This is a genomic window from Planococcus sp. SSTMD024, from assembly GCF_041320495.1.
GTDB lineage: Bacteria > Bacillota > Bacilli > Bacillales_A > Planococcaceae > Planococcus.
This window is the reverse complement of the sequence record NZ_JBGGNS010000022.1, coordinates 572,029-589,910: the sequence shown is the minus strand read 5'-3', so window position 1 is coordinate 589,910 and position 17,882 is coordinate 572,029. Positions and strand designations below refer to the sequence as shown.

Annotated in this window: 18 protein-coding genes; all 18 read right to left on the bottom strand. The window is 51.5% G+C overall.

The window, feature by feature from the left end; translation table 11 throughout:
• Positions 1-146: 146 nt before the first annotated feature.
• Positions 147-1,646, bottom strand: coding sequence for a D-alanyl-D-alanine carboxypeptidase/D-alanyl-D-alanine endopeptidase (dacB, locus tag AB9R92_RS11755; RefSeq protein ID WP_370669628.1), 1,500 nt, complete (start codon positions 1,644-1,646; stop codon positions 147-149).
• A gap of 225 nt (positions 1,647-1,871) precedes the next feature.
• Positions 1,872-2,795: a ribose ABC transporter substrate-binding protein RbsB gene (gene rbsB / locus AB9R92_RS11750; RefSeq protein ID WP_370669627.1), complete on the bottom strand. Its 924-nt coding sequence runs from the start codon at positions 2,793-2,795 to the stop codon at positions 1,872-1,874.
• Between the two features lie 12 nt (positions 2,796-2,807).
• Positions 2,808-3,752 (bottom strand): ABC transporter permease subunit, encoded by a 945-nt coding sequence (locus tag AB9R92_RS11745; RefSeq protein ID WP_370669626.1) that lies wholly within the window; start codon positions 3,750-3,752, stop codon positions 2,808-2,810.
• Positions 3,733-5,235 carry a sugar ABC transporter ATP-binding protein gene (locus AB9R92_RS11740; RefSeq protein ID WP_370670104.1) on the bottom strand — a complete coding sequence of 501 codons (1,503 nt, stop codon included), beginning with the start codon at positions 5,233-5,235 and terminating at the stop codon, positions 3,733-3,735. The genes AB9R92_RS11745 and AB9R92_RS11740 overlap by 20 nt, the downstream gene beginning before the upstream one ends.
• A gap of 26 nt (positions 5,236-5,261) precedes the next feature.
• On the bottom strand, positions 5,262-5,648 hold the full coding sequence (gene rbsD / locus AB9R92_RS11735) for a D-ribose pyranase (RefSeq protein ID WP_370669625.1): 387 nt from the start codon (positions 5,646-5,648) through the stop codon (positions 5,262-5,264).
• Positions 5,645-6,520 carry a ribokinase gene (rbsK, locus tag AB9R92_RS11730; RefSeq protein ID WP_370669624.1) on the bottom strand — a complete coding sequence of 292 codons (876 nt, stop codon included), beginning with the start codon at positions 6,518-6,520 and terminating at the stop codon, positions 5,645-5,647. Before rbsK ends, rbsD begins: the two co-directional genes overlap by 4 nt.
• A complete protein-coding gene (locus AB9R92_RS11725) occupies positions 6,520-7,500 on the bottom strand; it encodes a LacI family DNA-binding transcriptional regulator (RefSeq protein WP_068870330.1) in 981 nt (326 codons plus the stop codon). The genes rbsK and AB9R92_RS11725 overlap by 1 nt, the downstream gene beginning before the upstream one ends.
• A 143-nt stretch (positions 7,501-7,643) precedes the next feature.
• A complete protein-coding gene (locus AB9R92_RS11720; protein WP_370669623.1) occupies positions 7,644-8,012 on the bottom strand; it encodes a hypothetical protein in 369 nt (122 codons plus the stop codon).
• Between the two features lie 79 nt (positions 8,013-8,091).
• A complete protein-coding gene (locus AB9R92_RS11715) occupies positions 8,092-9,504 on the bottom strand; it encodes an MBL fold metallo-hydrolase (RefSeq protein WP_370669622.1) in 1,413 nt (470 codons plus the stop codon).
• 161 nt (positions 9,505-9,665) lie between these two features.
• Positions 9,666-10,481: an enoyl-CoA hydratase-related protein gene (locus tag AB9R92_RS11710; RefSeq protein WP_370669621.1), complete on the bottom strand. Its 816-nt coding sequence runs from the start codon at positions 10,479-10,481 to the stop codon at positions 9,666-9,668.
• A complete protein-coding gene (locus AB9R92_RS11705; RefSeq protein WP_370669620.1) occupies positions 10,465-11,367 on the bottom strand; it encodes an NAD(P)H-dependent flavin oxidoreductase in 903 nt (300 codons plus the stop codon). The genes AB9R92_RS11710 and AB9R92_RS11705 overlap by 17 nt, the downstream gene beginning before the upstream one ends.
• A complete protein-coding gene (locus AB9R92_RS11700; protein WP_370669619.1) occupies positions 11,360-12,541 on the bottom strand; it encodes an acetyl-CoA C-acetyltransferase in 1,182 nt (393 codons plus the stop codon). The genes AB9R92_RS11705 and AB9R92_RS11700 overlap by 8 nt, the downstream gene beginning before the upstream one ends.
• Positions 12,542-12,744: 203 nt before the next feature.
• Entirely contained in the window at positions 12,745-13,728 is a 984-nt protein-coding gene (locus AB9R92_RS11695; protein WP_370669618.1) for a quinone oxidoreductase family protein, read from the bottom strand.
• Positions 13,729-13,744: 16 nt separating this feature from the next.
• A complete protein-coding gene (locus tag AB9R92_RS11690; protein WP_370669617.1) occupies positions 13,745-15,127 on the bottom strand; it encodes a short-chain fatty acid transporter in 1,383 nt (460 codons plus the stop codon).
• Between the two features lie 20 nt (positions 15,128-15,147).
• A complete protein-coding gene (locus AB9R92_RS11685; protein WP_370669616.1) occupies positions 15,148-15,921 on the bottom strand; it encodes an SDR family NAD(P)-dependent oxidoreductase in 774 nt (257 codons plus the stop codon).
• Positions 15,922-15,973: 52 nt separating this feature from the next.
• Positions 15,974-16,333: a MaoC/PaaZ C-terminal domain-containing protein gene (locus AB9R92_RS11680; RefSeq protein WP_370669615.1), complete on the bottom strand. Its 360-nt coding sequence runs from the start codon at positions 16,331-16,333 to the stop codon at positions 15,974-15,976.
• The gene (locus tag AB9R92_RS11675; protein ID WP_370669614.1) at positions 16,284-16,757 is read right to left on the bottom strand and encodes an FAS1-like dehydratase domain-containing protein; all 474 of its coding nucleotides are present in this window, start codon (positions 16,755-16,757) and stop codon (positions 16,284-16,286) included. The genes AB9R92_RS11680 and AB9R92_RS11675 overlap by 50 nt, the downstream gene beginning before the upstream one ends.
• Before the next feature lie 72 nt (positions 16,758-16,829).
• Positions 16,830-17,882: a phosphotransferase family protein gene (locus tag AB9R92_RS11670; protein WP_370669613.1), complete on the bottom strand. Its 1,053-nt coding sequence runs from the start codon at positions 17,880-17,882 to the stop codon at positions 16,830-16,832.

Genomic DNA, 17,882 nt, shown 5'->3' with positions numbered 1-17,882 from the left:
ATATTCACCATACAGAACTTTTTTCAGGATGGAAAGAACAATCCAATCTTTCCCATAAAAAAGAAACAGCCGGCGAAAGACCCAAAGCTTTCCGCCGCTGTTTCTGTCAGAACAGCCCTTTTATGACCTTTCGAAGGTTCTGCCTGTCATTTGGCTTGGTATTCAGCAATCGCCTCCGCAATTGCATTTTCAACCGGCGTGACGTTCGCCAGGTCATTATTCAGGATAATCGCGAAGATCAGCCGCTCGCCGTCTTGTGTCGTCGCGTAGCCCGCCAAAGAAGAAACCGAAGACAAGCTGCCGGTTTTTGCCTGGACATTGCCTTCTGCCGCTGTGCCTTTCATGCGATTGCGCAGCGTGCCGCCGACAAAGCGTTCTGTGGCCCCTGCTACCGGCAAGGAGTCCAGGAATGTATCGAACCATGGCTCGTCTTGCGCTCCGGCCAATAACTGAGAAATCTCATTCGCTGGAATCAAGTTGACGTGGGACATACCCGAAGCGTCGCGCAGATGGATCGTATCGACATTGACGCCAAGCTTTTCGGCGGTTGCCTCCATCACTTCAAGCCCGGCATCCCAGCTGCCTTCTCCTTTCAAGACGCGCCCCATCTCTTTCGCCAACGCTTCGCCGTGCCCATTATTGCTCAGTTTCATGAACGGAATCGACAGTTCCGCAAGCGTCATCGAGTGGTGCTGCACAAGCGTGTGGCTGCCTTCAGGCGTCACGCCCATTGTGGTTTCGGACTTCCCGATCAGCTCGATGCCTTCCTTGCCGAGCGCTTTTTCAAATAAGCTGAGCGCGTATCCGGACGGTTCATCAACTGCGATCCACTCGCGCGTCCGGCTTCCTTGTTCCGGGATATTGCCTTCGATGATGATTTCATTCGTGCCATGGTCTCTCGTGATGTTCAGTGTTTTCGGTTCGCCCGCTGCCACCGTTTTGGCATTGTTGGTGATTGTCACGTAATCCGTTTCAGGCGACAAACTCACCCGCACCTCATCTCCTGCCGCATCTCCGGCGTTCGCTTCCACGATGATCGACCCGGCGTCGTAGTCTTTATTCGGGGAGGCGGTCAATGCGGATACTTGCGCCCCGACATACGACACTTCATTTTTCCACGTCATGTCTTCAGACAAGCGCTCATCGTCAAACCAGCTGTCGTCGCCGACGAGCTTGCCTTTCACTTTATGTATGCCCTGTGCTTTCAATTCTTGTGCAAAGCGTTCGAAATCCTCCTCGAGCAATGTCGGGTCGCCTTTGCCTTTCAAATAAAGGTTTCCGTGCAGCACTTTGCCTTTCAGTTCCCCGTCGGTAAGCAGTTCTGTCGAGAATCGGTGATCTTCTCCCAATGTCTCAAGTGCCGCCGCTAAAGTGAAGAGTTTCATATTGGATGCCGGTTTCAAGCGGATGTCGCCAAAATGATCGTATATCTTCTCCCCACTGTCCGCCTTCCGGATGCTGACACCTGCTAGGGCACCGTCCAAGCTTTCGTCCTGTAAAATTTCATTCACTTCAGCAGTCAATGCTGCATATTCCCCGTCTGCCCCTGCCATTTTTCCGTCACTTCCCATCTGTAGCGGGGATGCCGCCAGAGCCCCTGCCAGCACGAGCAATCCCGCGGCTCTCCATCGATTTAATTTCGCCATTTCGCTTCCTCCTCCAAGTGGTTTATAAAAAATGTACCATACTTGAAGTAAGAATTTTCTGATACCTGAATAATCAGAACTAATGGCTTACTACTATTTTATATTAATAGTAAAAAAATCCAAATGAAATCTCTCTATTTTCTTGAAATCTTTTTCGCTAAGTTCTTTCAGCCTAGCTGCATAAAAAAACCGCACCGGCAAATGGCCGATGCGGTTTCTTCTTCCTTATTCCTGGATCAATTCCAATTCTACTGGAATCGATGCTTCCACTTCTTCGCCATCCAAATGCTGGATTGCCGTTTCGAGAGCCATTTCACCGATCATTTCCGGTTTTTGGGCAATCGTTCCGGCAAGACGCCCTTCTTCTACTGCGGCGACCGCGTCATCTGTCGCGTCGAACCCGACCACTGTAACATCTTTGCCCGAAGCTTCGATCGCTTCAAGCGCGCCAAGCGCCATTTCGTCGTTGTGCGCAAACACTCCGGTTACATCAGGGTTTGCTTGCAGGATGTTTTCCATGACCGACAAACCTTCTGCACGGTTGAAGTTCGCTGTTTGCTTGGCGACTACATCCAAGTTGTCTGCTGCGATATTATTGAAACCTTCTCCGCGTTCACGTGCTGCAGAAGATCCTGGAACACCTTCCAATTCCGCTACTTTCGCGCCGTCACCGACCAGCGACAACAAATGTTCAGCTGCCATTTCACCGCCCGCTACGTTATCCGAAGCGATGTGGGACACGACTTCTCCGCTTTCTGCGCTGCGGTCTACAGTGATGACCGGGATGTCGGCATTGTTGGCAGAAGCCACGGCTGAAGCCACTGCCTCAGAATCGACGGGGTTGATGAGAATCATGTCTACGCCTTGCTGGATCAAGTCTTCTACATCACTTGCCTGTTTCGATGCATCGTCTTGTGCATCCACTACGGAAAGAGTCGCGCCAAGTTCAGAAGCTTTGGCTTCCGCCCCTTCACTCAATGTCACGAAGAACGGGTTATTCAATGTCGAGATCGAGAAGCCGATTGTGTAATCTCCGCTTGCTTCTTCTCCGCCTGTCGTTTCTTCTGAATCCGAACCTGGTGCTTCCATGGAACATGCGGCCAAAACCATCATTGCCAAAAGGACGAACATCAATAGCATTTTCTTCATTTCTACCACTCCTTATGCTGTTTTTTTACGGTCTAGCAATACTGCAAGCAATATAACTGCACCCTTCACCACTTGCTGGAAGAAGGAGGAAACCCCGATTAAATTCAATCCGTTGTTCAAGACGCCGATGATCAGCGCACCGATCAAAGTGCCGACAATCCACCCGCGGCCGCCTGTCAAACTCGTTCCGCCGAGCACCACGGCTGCGATGGCATCAAGTTCAAACATCTGGCCGGCTGTCGGCTGCGCTGAATTCAAACGCGAAGTCAAGATCAAAGAAGCCAAACCGGCAAGCGCGCCGACCAAGGAATATACATAAATCTTGATGCGGTCGGCATTGATTCCGGAAAGCACAGAAGCTTCCTCGTTGCCGCCCACTGCGTAGACGCGGCGGCCGAATGTCGTTTTCTTCAAAATGAAATAAAGGATCCCGAAACTGATGAGCATCGTGACGACTGGAACCGGGATGCCGAGGAAATAGCCTTTTCCAAGCATCTGGAAAGCCATGCTGTCGCCAAGCCCTGAAATTGGCCGGCCTTCTGTGTAGACAAGCGTCAAGCCCCTGTAGATGGTCATCGTCGCCAGTGTCGCGATGAACGGCGCTACTTTCCCTTTCGCGATGATGACGCCGTTGATGGCTCCGAGAACTGCCCCGAGGAACAGCCCTAACAGCATCGCCAAGATCGGGTCAACTCCTGAAGCCATCATGCCGGCTGTCACAGCACCCGTAAGCGCCAAGATCGAACCGACCGATAAGTCGATGCCGCCGGTCAAGATGACGAAGGTCATGCCGAATGCGATCAACGCATTAATCGACACTTGCCGGAGGACGTTCAAGATATTGCTCATGGATAGAAAACTCGGGTTAATTGCGGTAATGATGATGATGATTAAAATCAAACCGATGAACGGCGCGATTTTTTGGAACAAGCTTGTATTAGCGGACTTCAGCTTCAAGTTTCCCACCTCCTGTTGCATAATGCATAATCGTTTCCTGCGTCATTTCCTGCTTCGGCAGATCTGCCGTCAGCTTGCCTTCGTGCATGACGAGCACACGGTCGGCCATGCCGATCACTTCCGGAAGTTCGGAAGAGATCATCAAGATGGCGACGCCACGAGCGGCCAATTCGTTGATGATCGAATAAATCTCTTTCTTCGCACCGACATCGACGCCGCGCGTCGGCTCATCGAGTATGAGTACATCCGGTTCGATGCCGAGCCATTTCGCGATGACGACTTTTTGCTGGTTGCCTCCGCTGAGCGATTTGGCAGCCTGGTCTGGCCCTGATGTCCGGATGCCAAGGCGTTTCACCATCCGGTCGTACAGGCTGCGTTCTTTGTCTTTCGACAGCAAACCTTTTTTGGAAATGGATTCAAAGTTTGCCATGCTGATGTTTTCTTCGACTGTAAAATCGACGATCAGCCCTTCGGATTTTCGGTCTTCGGTCACGTAGCCGATGCCGAGTTCTTTCGCTTTTTGCGGATTGTCGATTTTCGCAGGCTTGCCATCGAGTTCCACCGTTCCTGAATCCGCTTTCTTATAACCGAATAGAGACTGTGCCACTTCTGTGCGCCCGGCCCCCATGAGCCCGGCAATCGAAACGATTTCCCCTTTATGGATATCGAAGGAAATGTCTTCAAAGCAATCTTTCCGTGATAAGCCTTTAACCGACAGCTTCACGTCGCCAATCGCCGAGCTTCGTTCCGGGAAACGGTCGCCGAGTTCACGGCCGACCATCAACTGGACTATTTCTTCGAAGCTAGTGTCGCTGATTTTCCGTTCGCCGACAAATTCACCGTCGCGCAAGATGGTGATCCGGTCGCATAGCGAAAAGATTTCTTCCATGCGGTGTGAGATATAGACGAAAGAGACGCCGCGCTTTTGAAGATCCCGGATGGTCACGAATAAAGTTTCGATTTCCCGGTCCGTCAATGCTGCTGTCGGTTCGTCCATAATGATCATTTCTGCATCCATCGACAAAGCTTTGCCGATTTCCACCAATTGCTGCTGGCCGACAGACAATGTGCTTGCGGGAAGCGACGGGTCGATATCGAGCCCCAAATCCCCCAGGATCTTTTTCGTTTTGCGTTCCATGTCTTTCGTCTTCAGTATGCCTGTGCGCCCAACGGTTTCCTCACGGCCAAGAAAAAGATTGTCCGCAATTGACAGGTGCGGCAGGATATTCAATTCCTGGTGGATGACGGCGATGCCTTCCGCTTCTGCCTGCTTCGGTGAAGTGAACTCGACTTCTTTGCCTTTCACTTCCACCGTTCCGGAGTCGCGGGTATAGATGCCGGACATGATTTTCATCAAGGTCGATTTGCCGGCCCCGTTCTCGCCCATCAAGGCGTGAATTTCGCCTTTTTGTAGAGAGAAATGGACGTTTTTTAAGACAGCGTTGCCGCTGAACGATTTGCAAATATCGGTCATGTTGATCATTTCGGTCATTTCGTTCACCTGCCTCATTAAAAGATGACGCCCGACTGGAGAATGACATTCGCATAAGGGCTTGCTTCCCCTGTGCGGATGATCAGTTTGGCGTTATGGCTCATCGCCTTTAATTCCTCGTGGCTGAGATAGCGGCAATCCAATTGCTGTTGCATGCCGGCTTCCAAACCTTTATTGTGATCGCTTATTTCCCGGGCAATATAAGCCGCTTCCGCCTCAAAATCCTCAAGCACTGCTTCCAGCACCGTTTCAAATGACGGTTCCCCGATGCGGTATGATAAATCGACGCACGGTACATGTTGCGGCACCGGCAGCCCGCAATCGGCAATGACAAGCAAATCCGTATGCCCGAACCTTGCCAAATGGCCGGCGATGTCACGATTGATGATGCCTTGTTTTTTCATTTTGCCGCCTCCATCCGGGAAACGACTTCCGGACGGTTCGGCATGCCGCCTTGCGCCCCGAATTTTTCCACCGATAAGGAGGCAGCGGCGTTGGCGAAGCGCACAGCTTCCTTGAACTCGCTGCCTTCCACTAAGGCAACTGCCAACGCGCCGTTAAAAGTGTCCCCCGCACCCGTCGTATCGACCGCTTGTGTCGGATAGCCTTCGACCGTTACGTGCTGTTCGCCGTCAAAATAGCGGGCACCGTTTTTTCCAAGCGTCACGACCATGCGGTTCGGGTAGCGTTCCAATTCCAATTCCCAGTTTTCGCCGAACAGCTCTTGTGCTTCGGTTTCATTTGGCGTCAAAAAGTCCGCTTGTTTCATCGCCCCCGTGAATCCACCAGCTGGAGCTGGATTCAGGATGGTCGGCACGCCGAGTTCTCTGGCAAGTTGCAGCGTGTATTCCACGACTGCAATCGGCAGTTCCAGCTGCAAAATGACCATTGAGCTTTTCTCGATTACCGTTTTCTGTGCATCGATATCAGCTGTTGTCAGTTCATGGTTGGCACCTGGGACGACGATAATGCGGTTGTCGCCTTCTGACAGCAAGATATTGGCGATTCCGCTGGCGCCGTCCGTTTTTTTGACGCCTTGTGTATCGATCTGTTCTGCTTCCAGCCCTTTGAGGAGCTGTGTGCCGAATGCGTCGCTGCCGACTGCACCGACCATATGGACTTGATCGCCGAGCCTCGCTGCGGCGACTGCCTGATTGGCGCCTTTTCCGCCAGGGACGGTCGTATATAAATTGCCGAGCACGGTTTCGCCTTGTTTCGGGAATCGTTCCGTTCCGACGACAAGGTCCATATTGATACTGCCCACTACTGTAATCATCATTCCACACTCCTTGTTGTGCCACGTAAGACGAGCTTGACCGGAATTTCGTAGAAGCTTTCTTCCACGGGCTTGTTCTCGATCCGCTTAATCAGGACACGCGTTGCGATTGCGCCCATTTTGTAAACATCTTGTGCGACGGTTGAGAGCCCCGGAGAAAGCATCTCGCCCATGGCGATGCCATCAAACCCGACAATCTGCAAATCGTCCGGCACTTTTCTGCCGAGCAGAACGGCCGCTTTCAAGGCTCCTGCTGCCGACACATCGCTCGAGGCGAAAATGCCGTCGATTTCCGGGTTGTCCTTCAGTTCGCGTTCCACGATCTTCTGTGAGTCCGCGTAATGGAACGGGCAAGTGACGATGCGGTAGTCGACATCCGATTTACCGATCGCTTCCATAAATCCGTCATAGCGGTCATTCGCGGGATTCAGTGCCTCCGGTCCCCGAAGGAACAGGATGTTTTGGCATCCGCGCTCGAGCAGCGCATTGGCCCCAAGCACCGCTCCCTCTTTATTATTCGATGAGACCACGGGGATCTTCTCGTTGATGGCCCGGTCCAGTGCCACAATCGGCAGCTTCGTATCCGCATAATGCGGTGCGTCGAGCTGATTCGATGTCACGATGAAACCCGCGATGTATTTCTTTTTCAAGGTTTCGATATAGTTCTTCTCTTTTTTCGGGTCTTCGTCCGAGTTGCACAGGATGACGGTATAGCCATAGCTCAAAGCGACATCTTCCACCGCCCGCGCAAGTTCCGGGAAAAACGGATTCGTGATGTCCGGCAAAATGAGCCCGATCAAACTGGAGCGTTTCGTGTTCAAAGAGCGTGCGACCGGATTCAATTCATATTCCAATTCCTCCACCGCTTCAGTTACCGCTTTGGCGGCGTCTGCGCTGACATAGCCGCTGCCATTCAAGAAACGTGAAACCGTCGCAACGGAAACGCCTGCTTTTTTCGCTACATCTCTGATCGTTGTCATCGCTCTTCTCCGTTCTCAGGTTATGTGTAACCGGTTACACATACTATAAAACGTCTCTTTCCGCTTGTCAACGCGATTTGATATTTTGGTATTTTTCAAAATATATAAAAACACCCCGACAATTGATGTCGGGGTGAGCATAATCAATGGGCAAGCATCCGCTCACCGCAATCTTCTTCGGTTAAGCTATAGCTGACGACAATCTTCCCTTTTTTCCGCAGCAAGCGGACAGCCATATTCTTTTCCATTTCATCAGAAGCGATGACGTGGGTCGGACGGTCCGGTATTTCTTCGTAGCTGCGGAGGAAATAAGCGACCGGAAGTTCGAACGCGCCATCGACGGGATCTTTATAGGAGATATTATAGGCTCTCACATCCAGCAAGAGAATATCTGCGTTTTCTTTCAGGTTGTCAACACAGTCGTGCTTGACCCCTTTGGCCGTGACATAGCGTTTATAGAAACCGTTAGAGCCGGCAAGAGCCAGCAATGCGATCGGGATGCCCATACTCATTGTTTCGATCTTTCCTTTCGGGGGTGTGTTTTTTTAAAGGAAAACCGCTAAAGCCAAGACTTAAGCGGTCATGCTGCTATTATTGTTTAACGGATGCGACTTCTTGCTGCCATTTGCTGTAGCCGCCTGTCATATTGACCAGGTTGTCGATGCCGTTCGCTTTCAGGACGCTTGCCGCGATAGCAGAACGGGCGCCTGCCTGGCATTGGACAATGACGGTTTTATCCGCATCCACTTCATCGATCCGGTTTTTCAAGGTGCCGACCATGATGTGTTTGGCGTTGTCGATATGCCCTTCATCGAATTCCGTCTGGTTGCGCACATCGAGCACATACGCTTCGCCTTTTTCGACCATTTCATTCGCCTCGGTTGGCGAAACGTTTTCATAAGAAGACAAGTTTTCAGCTTGTGCCATGACGCTTTCCGCTTCCGCAAAGCCGTAGACTTCATCGATTCCGACCGAACGGAGGGCGACCAATGCTTCATCGAGCACTTTTGTATCGAGAAGCAAGTAGAGCGGCTTGTTGTAATCGACGATCCAGCCTGCCCAGTTCGTAAAGGAATTATTGAACGGGATGTTGATCGTTCCTTGGATATGGCCTTGGCTGTAGGCATCTGCGGGGCGCATATCAAGTACTTGCTTGCCTTCTGCAAGAAGCTTTTCGATATCTGCAGCTGATGTGATTTCTTTCAGTTCCGGCAAGTCTTTGATCAGTTTCTGGCCCACTTTGTTGACCGATTTCATCACTGCGAAGTAGTACGGCGGTTCCGGCTGCCCTTCCAATAAGGCTTTTTTGAAGGAAGCTTCATCATCGAATTGCATTGCCCAGTTAAAGGCTTTTTCGTAGCCGACCGTAGTTGATGGCACTGCACCGAGCGATTTACCGCAAGCGGATCCGGCACCATGCGCTGGCCAAACTTGCAAATAATCCGGCAGCGCTTTGAAGCGTTCGATCGATTTGAACATCGCCACAGCACCGGATTCGGATGTACCTTGGATGCCTGCCGCTTTTTCAAGAAGGTCTGGGCGCCCGACGTCGCCGACAAAGACGAAATCGCCTGTAAAGATGCCCATCGGCTTATCCGCGGATCCGCCTTTATCCGTCAACAGGAACGAAATGCTCTCCGGGGTATGCCCTGGCGTGTGCATCACGTCAAATACCAAGTTGCCGATCTTGAACTGGTCGCCGTCCTTCAACAATTGATGGGAGATCCCGTCCAGGTTCTGATACTTCCAATCGGCATCGCCTTCATCCGAAATATAGAGCTTCGTGCCGAAACGGTCATTCAGCTCCCGTGAACCGGATACAAAGTCAGCATGGATATGCGTTTCAAGAGCGCCGACAATATTCAGTTTCTCTTTTTTCGCCAGTTCTTCGTATGCTGTGATATCGCGCATCGGATCAACGACCACTGCTTCGCCTGTTTTTTGGCACCCTACTACATAAGATGCGTGAGCCAATTTTTCGTCATAGAAATATCGTAATAACATGGAATCAATCTCCTTTTGTTTATTTTCGTTTTCTTAAGATCAATATACCCCATAGGGTATAAAATGTAAACACATATGCTTCATCTTTCCATCCATTTTCTACAACACATTAAAAAAGCTGCTAAAGCGCAGTTACAGCGCTTTAGCAGCTTAAGGACAACTTATTTTTCATCGAAAAAATCCGGAAGCTCGCTTGCTTTCATCGGAAACTCCGCTTTTCGCTTGTCGACAAAGGATTGGATGCCTTCATCGGCATCGGCATTGTTCCCCGCCCAGTGGAGGAACTTCGATTCCGCAAGATGCGACTCGTGCGGATGATCCGCCCCAAGCATCTTCCACAATAATTGGCGAGTGAAACTGTTCGATGTGGCAGCAGTATTTTCTGCGATTTCCCGGGCGATTTCATACGCTTTCGCAAGCGGATCTTCTGATTCATATTGCATTAGCCCCGCTTCTACGGCTTCTGAAGTCGGGATGTAACGCCCCGTCAACGTCCACTCGAGCGCTTTCCCGATACCGACAATACGCGGCAAGAACCAGCCGGAGGAAGCTTCCGGTCCGATCCCGCGGCGCCCGAAGACGAAACCAATCTTCGCATCTTTTTTGACGATGCGAATATCCATCGGCAAAGTCATCGTCATGCCGATGCCGACCGCAGGGCCATTGATGGCAGCGATAATCGGTTTTTTCACTTCGTAGACCTGGTTGCTGACCTGGCCGCCGAGGTCGCGGTATTCTTCTGCGCTTTGTTCAGAAGCGAAAGTTGCGCCCCCGTCCGATAAGTCCATTCCGGCACAAAACGCACGCCCCGCTCCGGTCACGACCACGACGCGCACTTCGTCGTCCGAGTTCACGTTGCGGTAGAAATCGAGCAGTTCCTCATTCATTTTTTCCGTATAAGCATTCATTTTATCGGGGCGGTTCAAAGTCAATGTCAAGATCCCGTCCGATAGTTCGGTTTTAATGGTTTGGTACAAGCGCATTCACTCCTTCTTCGTATTCCCGCTCCAATTGCTCGACAGCCTCCTTGACCGTCTCGCGCTTCGTCACCGTCGTCACGCCGTGTCCGGCCGACCAAATATCACGCCATGCCTTGGCATTGACGAGATGGGATAGGTCGACATCTTTTTTTGGCTTCAAGGTTTTCGGGTCGATGCCTTGTTTTTCAAGGCTCGGGATGAGGACATTCACCGGAACGCCGCTGAACGAATCGGTATATAAAACATCTTCAATCGAAGAATCGATGACCATCTGTTTATAATCTTCGGGCGCGCTGCTCTCTTCTACCGCCAAAAAGCGGGTACCCATATAAGCATAATCTGCCCCCATCAATAAAGCGGCTGCCACATCTTGCCCAGTGGACAAAGAACCCGACAGGATAATCGTGCCGTCGAAGAATTTTTTGACCGCCGCAATGAAAGCAAATGGGTTGAGTGTGCCCCCGTGCCCGCCAGCGCCTGCACATACGAGAATCAATCCATCAACGCCGCTTTGTGCCGCTTTTTTCGCGTGCTTGACGTTGGCCACATCGGAATAGACGAGTCCGCCGTAGCCATGGACGATTTCGAGCACTTCTGCAGGCGAGCCTAGCGAAGTGATGACAATCGGCGGCTGATGCTCACGGATCAATTCCACATCTTCGTCGTAGCGCTTGTTTGAGCCGCGGTGGCTGATGAAATTGACGGCCCAGGGAATTTCCCCGAGCGCTTCTTTCACTTCGACCAGCCATTTTGCGCATTCTTCGGCAGGGCGTGCATTCAATAGAGGAAACGAGCCGATCACTCCCGCGCGCCCTGATTCAATGACCATTTCCGGTGTCGACACAAGAAACATCGGCGCCACGATGACAGGCAGCTTAGGCATGTTCAATCACCACCGCAATTCCCTGCCCGCCGCCGATGCAAAGACTGGCGACTGCATATTTCCCTCCGCGGCGCTTCAGTTCATAAGCCGTTGACAGCAAGATCCGCGCACCGCTCGCGCCGACCGGATGTCCCAGTGCGATCGCCCCGCCGTTGACGTTCACTTTCGAACGGTCCAGCCCGAGTTCTTTTTCCACCGCCAAATATTGGGCTGCGAAGGCTTCATTCACTTCAACTAAATCGATATCGTCGATTGTCAGCTCCGCTTTTTCGAGTGCGCGGCGGATAGCGGGAGCCGGGCCGATGCCCATGATGGTTGGGTCGACACCAGCCACATGCCAGGAAACGATGCGGGCGACAGGTGACAAACCATGCTTTTTCACGGCATCTTCCCCTGCCACCACAAGAGATGCCGCACCGTCATTGATGCCGGAAGCATTGCCTGCCGTTACAGACCCGTCTTTCTTGAACGACGGGCGCAGTTTCGACAAACCTTCTGTATTGGCATCCGGTTTGATGTGTTCATCCTTGTCCACCACGACCGTGCCTTTGCGCGTTTTCACCTCAACGCCGACGATTTCTTCGTCAAACTGTCCGCCCGTTGCCGCTTTGGCTGCCCGCTGGTTCGATTCGACCGCGAATTCATCCTGGGCTTCACGGGAAATATCGTATTGCTCCGCCAGTTTTTCGGCCGTCATGCCCATGCCGCTGCCGGTATATTGGTCAGTCAGCGTCGCGAGAAGCATATCTTCGAACTGCATCGGCCCCATCTTCGCTTTGCTGAAACGCTGCGTGAAATTCGCATAAGGCGACATCGACATATTCTCTGCGCCGCCCGCCAGGACAATATCCGCTTCACCAAGAAGGATGTGCTGCGCTGCGGAAACGACCGCCTGCGCACCGGAGCCGCAAAGCCGGTTCAAGGTCAGGGCCGGTACTTCCTGGGGAACGCCTGCATTCAATCCAATATGGCGCGCAAGATATGCTGCATTGACGTTCGACTGGATGACGTTTCCATAAATGACATGATCCACATCTTCCGCTTTGACATTCGCCCTTTTGAGCGCTTCCACCGCTGTCGCTGTGCCAAGCTCTGTTGCATCCGTATTTGCAAACGACCCGCCAAATGCCCCGAATGCCGTTCTGGCCCCGTCTACTAGATATACATGTTTCATGTTCATTTCTCCTTTTCGCCCCAACTGAAAGGGCTTACATATTTTTCTTTCACTTATCAGAAAATTTAATTTTCTATTCCATCATACCGCTCAGTATGTTCATTTGCAAAAATATTTTACCTTCCATTTAAAATTCAACGCATTGTTTAATTCAATTTGTATACCACTGAAAAAGAAGACCCGCGACGAGTCTTCTTCGATTGTTAAGGCAGCAAAATCAGTTTGCCTGTGCTTTTCCTGCTTTCCATAAGTGCATGGACTTTTGCCGCCTGTTCAAGCGGATAGCGCCCGGTGATCGAAACGTTCAGCTGTCGCTGTTCGAGCAGTTCGCTGATTGCGGCTTCTGCAGTCCTTAAAAATCCGGGACGCTGTTTGCGGTAGGTGCCTGTGCTGTACCCGAGCACCGCCCGGCAGCTGGAATGAAGTTCATCAGTTTTGACATTCCCCGGAACGGATCGTTCATTGGCATGGCCAAACGACACGATGCGGCCAAAAGGAGCCAGAACATCCAGGCTGCGCTCAAAATTTTCACCGGCGATCGTATCCAGGATGACATCTACGCCTTTTCCGCCCGTCAGTTCAGCCACCACTTCCGCAAAATTTTGCTCGCGGTAATTGACCGCCATGGCGCCGAGTTCCTCCACCACTCTCTTTTTCTCTTCACTGCCGACCGTTCCGTAGATTTCGGAAGCGCCGGCGAGTTTCGCCAATTGGATGGCGGTCGTGCCGATGCCGCCGGCCGCAGCATGAATCAACACCGATTCACCCGGCTGAATCCGGGCGACTTCGTGCAGCACATTATAGGAAGTGATGCCGACAGTCAAAGTCGCTGCCGCTTCCTCAAAAGAAACATTGTCTGGAATCTTGTAGACAAGTTGGTCAGAGGCGACAACATATTCCGCATAGGACCCGGAAGCCGGGAATGCGCGCACGCGGTCTCCCGCGGAAAAGCCGGTGACTGCGCTGCCGGCTTCTGCTACGATGCCTGCGCAATCGAGCCCCGGTATGAATGGCTCGTTTGCCGCCACTCCGTGATATTGGCCGATGCGTGCTTTAATATCAGCAAAGTTGACACTGATCGCTTCGACTTTGATGAGCACTTCATGGTCTTTGGGTGTTGGTTTCGGCACTTCCTGAAGCTTCAGCACTTCGGGAGGGCCGGTCGTTTCAGCAATGATCGCTTTCATGTGAACGCTCCTTTCTTTAGAAAATCAGCAGGCAGGCGCCGATGACCAAGCCGCCGTAAATCAAGGCGATCATCGTATAGCCCATGATGTCGCGGATTTTCAAGCCGGCAATCGCGAGCAGCGGAATCGCCCAGAATGGCTGGATCATATTCGTCCAGCTATCGCCCCAGGCTACAGCCATGACGATTTTCGCCGGCTCGATGCCCATTTCAAGCGCGGCTGGAAGCATGATTGGTGCTTGGACCGCCCACTGGCCGCCGCCGGAAGGGATGAAAACATTCAATATCCCAGCAGACAGGAACGTAAACAGCGGCAAGGTCGTTTCATTCGAAATATCAATGAAGAAATTCGACATCATGACAGCAAGCCCCGATGCGCTGAGCATCCCCATGATCCCCGCGTAGAACGGATACTGCAATACGAACTGGCCGACACTGCTGACGGATTTCAATAATCCCGCCGCCAGCTCCCGGACATTGCCGAACATGAGAAGCGCGGCAGTCAAGAAGATCAAGTTGACGGTATTCAAATCGAGCGAGAAGCCATTCATATAGAAATGGTTGATCAAATAACTTAAACCGAGGAATCCGCCAATCAATGGAATGAGGCGGGATTTTTCGATTTTATCGTTTGGATTCTCCTCATGATCTTGCGCCGACTCTTCTGTAACCGGGTCTTCCAGACGCGCCGGGTCCACCAAGTAACGGTCATCCGGGTTGCGCGGATGGATAAAGCGCATGACGAACGGAAGCGTGAAGAACAGGATCACGACAATCGCAATATTCAATGCCGATAACAGCGTTTCCGATATCGGGACAATTCCAATATCCCCTTCAAACACATGCCCTGCAGTAGCGACAAAAAGTGCCGGGGAAGAAGACAATCCGCCTTCCCATATTAAAAACCCTGAATACCCTGCAGCGACAAGCACGCGGTAGTCGACGTCGCGCACTTTCTTTGCGACCAGTTTCGCGATGATTCCCGCTACAACAAGGCCGAAAGCCCAGCTGATGAGAGATGCGCCAAGCGCCGTGAAAGTCACCATCAAAATCGCGGAGTTCGGCCCTTTAGGGATGCCGGCAATTTTTTCAAGCGCCCTGGAAACGGTCGGTGTCAAAGCCAGCGCATAACTCAATACGAAAGTTGTGATGATCTGCGCTGTAAAAGTCAAAAGGCCCCACATGCCATCTCCCCAATGGCGCATCATATCGATTGGGCCAGAATCGGTGAAAAAGACACCCGCAACGAATGCGATCATCGTCAGCAATACCGCGAATACGAATGCATCCGGCAGCCATTTCTCGGCGATTTTGGCGAATACACTCGCTACTTTGGCGAGCGGATTGTTCTGCTGTTTCTCTAAAACTAGATCTCTCTCAGTATCTCTGCCATTTGCCATTGTCTTTCCCCCTCATTTTTCTAATTGGCAGTCCATCCGCCATCTACATAAAGAATCTGTCCCGTCACATAGCTGGATGCTTCCGACGCCAGAAATAAAGCCGGCCCGATCATCTCTGCCGCTTCACCCATGCGCTTCAGCATCGTTCTGCTGACTAGTTTTTCCAGCCGTTCCGGATCCTTTAGGAACGGTTCCGTCATCGGTGTTTTGATATAAGCGGGCGCCAAGGCGTTGACGCGGATATTGTGTTCTGCGAGTTCCGCTGCCCACACTTTCGTCAATTGGTTGATTCCGCCTTTGCTTGCCGCATAACTCGTCTGGAGCGGGTTGCCCACGTGCCCCATAATGGAGGAGATATTGATGACGCAGCCGCTTTTTTGGCCGATCATGCGCTTTGCAGCTTGCTGGCCGACCAGGAAGATGCCCTTTAAATTGGTGTCCAGTACACGGTCCCAGTCTTCCTCTTCCACCTCCACTAAAGGTTTGCGGATGTTCATTCCGGCGTTATTGACGAGTATATCCACTCCCCCGAAATCGGCATCGATGAATTCGAACAACTCGGCCACGGCTTGTGGTGATGTGACATCCGCCGATTTCCAATAAACGTCCAATTTCCGTGCGTTCATTTCGCCCACTACTTCCTTGAGCACCGTTTCATCGCGCCCGGTAATGAGCACTTTCGCACCGGCATGGGCGAGCCCGGCTGCAATCGCCAGTCCGATGCCTTTGCTGCCTCCGGTAACGAGTGCTTTTTTCCCTGTCAGGTCGAAGCTTGGATAAGTAAATTCCTCCACTCTTATCTCCCTCTCTCCATTTATAAAAATATTCCGTTAATTAAACGGACAGCTATTCCATTTCAAAGCTTCCGACGAGCTTTCCTGTGCCGGAAGCATCTTTGATCTGCAGCTCACCGGAAGTATCTGTCGTCAATATCCCTTCAATGACGAATGCTTCACCTGCATGTGCCATGCTGACGAAGCGTACGGTGAATTTCCTCAGCTTCTTCTCCGGAAACCACTCCTCGATGGCCTCTGCAGCCCATCCCATCAATAACATGCCGTGGGCGATCGGTTCCTTGAACCCTTTGCTGCGAGCGACTTTCGGTACCGTATGGATTTCATTAAAATCGCCTGAAGCACCTGAATAGCGCACCATATCAATCGGTGTGAGTGTCCGTTTTTGGATGTCCGGCAATTTCTGCGCCATGCTGTTCCCGCCTTTCGATTAAAGTTGCCCGCCCAATGCGGACCACTTCATTTTCTTGATTGCGGTACGTCGTTTCAATCTGGTAAAAACGTTTGTCTTTTTTATCGAATCGGTCGGTCAGCACGGCCGTCGCTGAAATAACATCCCCGCTGATGATGTCTTTTTCGAATTCGAAACTTTGCTCACCGTGCAGAATATCGTTCGGGTCTAGTCCCCAAACCGAAAACAATTGATAGAAATCCCGTTCATTCCAAAAATCGATGACGGTCGTATATGTAGGTGGAGCCGGAATATCCCTGTATCCCGCATCCCATGCTGCTTCTTTGTTGAAATAAACCGGATTCCTTAAACCGAGGGCCAATGCGAACTCCCGGATCTTGCCTGCTTCTACGCGAAACGGCGCGTAGTGAAATTCCTGTTCCATTCCTGTTCCCCCTTATTTATTCCGGCTAGCTCGCTTCACTTCAACTAGCGAGAGCAAGCGCACAATTGCTTGTTATAATACTTCGCCCCTGCGCGTCCGGTTCGCCATATCGATCAGATTCGCGACCGCTTTATTCAAATGGCGGAAACGTTCATCTTCAATCTCCCCGTTTTTCCAGCGGTAATAGATTTGCTGCAAAATCCCGGCTAATTTATAAAACCCAAACGCCAGGTAATAGTTGATATTCGATACATCGCGACCGCTCTGTCTTGCATACTCTTCTACGAATTCCTTGCGGCTGTAAAAACCGGGCTGGCTCGAAATGATATTGATGCCGATATCTGCATCTTCCGTTTGCCCCCAGTACGCTAAAGTCGAGCCGACATCGCTGAGCGGGTCGCCGATTGTCGACAATTCCCAATCAAGAACACCCGTCGCAAGCCCCGGATTTTCTTCGTCAATCACCATATTGTTCAATTTGAAATCATTATGGACGATTGTCGTTTCTTCATTGACGGGAATATTCGCCGTTAGCCAGTGCTCCAACTCTTCAAGTCCTTCGATGTCATCGGTTTTGGAGTGATGATAGCGTTTAATCCAGCCTTTCACTTGGCGTTCCATGAATCCTTCCGGTTTGCCCATCTCGTCGAGCCCGGCTTCTTTGTAATCGATCGCCTGCAGCTGGACCAAAGTCGAAACGACATTTTTCGAAATGACCGGCCCTGCTTGTTCCGGGTTCCCGTACACTTCCGGAAGTTGTTCATCGATGACAAGCCCCCGTTTTTTCTCCATCACGTAAAAATGCTTGTCCATCACTTCGGGATCTTCGCAATATACATAGGGTTCGGGTGCAAGCGGAAACACCGGATGCACTTTTTCGAGCATCTTGAATTCACGTTCCATATCATGCGCTTTGGGCGGGGTCTCGCCAAAAGGCGGGCGTCTCAGTACGCCTTCCCAATCCCCGATCTGCAGCAAGTACGTGAGATTGGAATAACCTTCGGAAAATTGGCGGACGGTCATCTCGCCTTCCGGCAAATCCGGAAGCGCATTTCTCAGGAAGCGTTCGACTTTCTCCCAATCGACTTCCTGTGTTTTTTTCGTATTCGGTGTTGCCTTGCTCAT

Coding starts and splice junctions, on each gene's coding strand:
- dacB (WP_370669628.1), bottom strand. CDS start 1,646: ATGGCGAAATTAAATCGATGGAGAGCCGCGGGATTGCTCGTGCTGGCA.
- rbsB (WP_370669627.1), bottom strand. CDS start 2,795: ATGAAGAAAATGCTATTGATGTTCGTCCTTTTGGCAATGATGGTTTTG.
- AB9R92_RS11740 (WP_370670104.1), bottom strand. CDS start 5,235: ATGATCAACATGACCGATATTTGCAAATCGTTCAGCGGCAACGCTGTC.
- rbsD (WP_370669625.1), bottom strand. CDS start 5,648: ATGAAAAAACAAGGCATCATCAATCGTGACATCGCCGGCCATTTGGCA.
- rbsK (WP_370669624.1), bottom strand. CDS start 6,520: ATGATTACAGTAGTGGGCAGTATCAATATGGACCTTGTCGTCGGAACG.
- AB9R92_RS11725 (WP_068870330.1), bottom strand. CDS start 7,500: ATGACAACGATCAGAGATGTAGCGAAAAAAGCAGGCGTTTCCGTTGCG.
- AB9R92_RS11720 (WP_370669623.1), bottom strand. CDS start 8,012: ATGAGTATGGGCATCCCGATCGCATTGCTGGCTCTTGCCGGCTCTAAC.
- AB9R92_RS11715 (WP_370669622.1), bottom strand. CDS start 9,504: ATGTTATTACGATATTTCTATGACGAAAAATTGGCTCACGCATCTTAT.
- AB9R92_RS11705 (WP_370669620.1), bottom strand. CDS start 11,367: ATGCCTAAGCTGCCTGTCATCGTGGCGCCGATGTTTCTTGTGTCGACA.
- AB9R92_RS11700 (WP_370669619.1), bottom strand. CDS start 12,541: ATGAAACATGTATATCTAGTAGACGGGGCCAGAACGGCATTCGGGGCA.
- AB9R92_RS11695 (WP_370669618.1), bottom strand. CDS start 13,728: ATGAAAGCGATCATTGCTGAAACGACCGGCCCTCCCGAAGTGCTGAAG.
- AB9R92_RS11690 (WP_370669617.1), bottom strand. CDS start 15,127: ATGGCAAATGGCAGAGATACTGAGAGAGATCTAGTTTTAGAGAAACAG.
- AB9R92_RS11680 (WP_370669615.1), bottom strand. CDS start 16,333: ATGGCGCAGAAATTGCCGGACATCCAAAAACGGACACTCACACCGATT.
- AB9R92_RS11675 (WP_370669614.1), bottom strand. CDS start 16,757: ATGGAACAGGAATTTCACTACGCGCCGTTTCGCGTAGAAGCAGGCAAG.
- AB9R92_RS11670 (WP_370669613.1), bottom strand. CDS start 17,882: ATGAGCAAGGCAACACCGAATACGAAAAAAACACAGGAAGTCGATTGG.